This window comes from Mesorhizobium sp., assembly GCF_005063415.1.
In the GTDB taxonomy this organism is placed as follows: Bacteria; Pseudomonadota; Alphaproteobacteria; order Rhizobiales; family Rhizobiaceae; genus Mesorhizobium.
Window position 1 is genome coordinate 7,501 of record NZ_SUEG01000179.1, and the last position, 1,963, is coordinate 9,463.

Consider the following 1,963-nt stretch of genomic DNA (forward strand, 5'->3'; position numbering starts at 1 on the left):
GCGACGTCATCCACACCATGCCTTTCGTGCAGATCAAGATGGCGCTTGCCGCCGGTCACACGACCAGCCGGGCCTATCCGCCTTTCGACCCGATGCAGGTGTTTGGCAATGGCGACGACAATGCCGCCCAGCCGGCAGCCGCCATCGCCAGCCAGATCTATGGCGCCAAGGTCGAAAGCGAGATGAGCTTGAAGACCGTCGATTTCCCGATCGAGACAGCGGCCTTCGACGAAAAGAGCGACCTTTCTGCCGACGAGGTGGAAAAGGTCGTGCGCGAGGCTGGCACCGATCTGAGCGACGGCGCTGTCCAGGTCGCTTCGCTGCATTATGTCGACCCGCAGCGATTTGGTGACGGCTTCGCCGAAAGCATGGCTGGCTCCTATGACGTCAAGATCGTCCCGGAAAACGTCTCGGTGTCGCCGCGTGCCGCCATCGACGACCAGGCGCCGGCCTTCGCCGAGGAAATCATCCCCTTCACCAAGGATCTCGACATTGCCGAGGCCTTCGCTGATTCGGGCTATACCGGCGAGGATGCCACCGGCATGGCCGAGGCGATCGCCAAATTGCTGAATGCCACGGCCCTCAAGGCAGGAACCGTGCTGCGCGTTGGGCTCGAGGTCCATGGCGACGCCGCCAAGATCGTTCGCACCAGCGTTTACGACAGGACCCAGCACATCGTCACCATCGCGCTCGACGACCACGATCAGTACGTGCCGGCGCAGGAGCCGGAGCCAAATCCCGAATTGCTGACGGCATTCGACGATTCGCCTGCGCCCATAGTGCGCGGCAATCTGCCGAACATCTATGACGGCATCTACCGCACCGCCTATTCCTACGGCATGTCCAAGGCGATGACGCAACGGCTGATCAAGTTGCTGGCATCCAGTGTCGACTTTCAGTCGCGCCTCAATCCTACGGACCGCATCGAGGTGCTGTTCTCGCAGCCCGATGGCGACGACCAGGCGTCCGACGAATCCGAGCTGCTTTACGTCTCCGCGACTTTCGGCGGCACGACGCGAAATTTCTACCGTTTCCAGATGCAGGACGGCAGCACCGACTATTTCGACGAAAACGGCAGCAGCGCCCAGCAGTTTCTGCTGCGCAATCCCTTACCCAATGGCCGGTTTACGTCCGGGTTCGGTGCCAGGCGCCACCCCATTTTGGGGTATGTGAAAATGCACACCGGCACCGACTGGGCAGCTCCCGTGGGATCGCCGATCATTGCCGCGGGCAACGGCGTCGTCGAAAAGGCCGGCTGGGCCGGCGGCTATGGCAAGCAGATCATCTTGCGTCACGCCAATGGCTACGAGACGTCCTACAATCACCAGAGCGCCTTTGCCAAAGGCGTCGAGCCGGGTGTTCGCGTTCGCCAGGGTCAGGTTATCGGCTATCTCGGCTCAACCGGCCTGTCCACCGGTCCGCATCTTCATTACGAACTGATCGTCAACGGCACCAAGGTCGATTCGATGCGCGTCCGCCTGCCGGTCGGCAAGACGCTGAAGGGCGACGACCTCGTCGCCTTCAAGCGCGAGCGCGAACGCATCGACGACCTGCTCAAGCAGGAAGACAGCAATCAGTTGAAGGTAGCGAGCGCCAAGATCGAAGGCTGAGTCGACGTTTTTCGTCGTCAGCTCTGCTGATTCGCCGTGTCGCGCGCCCATGGCAGCCGCTCGCCGGAAACCGTCGTCCACGCGGTGATTGCCGAAAGCAGGCAAAGCAGCGCGGTCACCGCGGCAACGGCCGCGAATGCCGCGTCGCTGGCGGCAAGTCGTGCCGCATCGAGGCCGGGCGCCAGGCCGGCGGACGGCGGTTCGCCGAAGCCCGGAATCCCGGAGCCGGTTTCGGTGCCGAGCACGCCAGCATAAACCCAGGCCGCCAGCGATCCCATCGCCGCCACGGCGATCAGGCCGCCGATGCGCGAGACGGCGTTGTTGATGCCCGAGGCCGCACCCGTATCCTTGTC

Annotated in this window: 1 protein-coding gene and 1 pseudogene (1 of these 2 cut by a window edge); one reads left to right on the plus strand and one right to left on the minus strand. The window is 63.1% G+C overall.

Annotated elements, in window-relative coordinates; translation table 11 throughout:
* Window positions 1-1,610 carry the 3' portion of a M23 family metallopeptidase gene (locus E5W70_RS28400; protein ID WP_292664627.1) on the plus strand. It extends 349 nt beyond the left edge of the window, so only the last 1,610 of its 1,959 coding nucleotides appear in the window; its start codon lies beyond the left edge, outside the window; its stop codon occupies window positions 1,608-1,610.
* A 17-nt stretch (window positions 1,611-1,627) separates the two neighbouring features.
* Here the strand turns inward: E5W70_RS28400 and E5W70_RS28405 are convergent.
* Window positions 1,628-1,963, minus strand: a pseudogene (locus tag E5W70_RS28405) (MFS transporter); the annotation flags it as partial.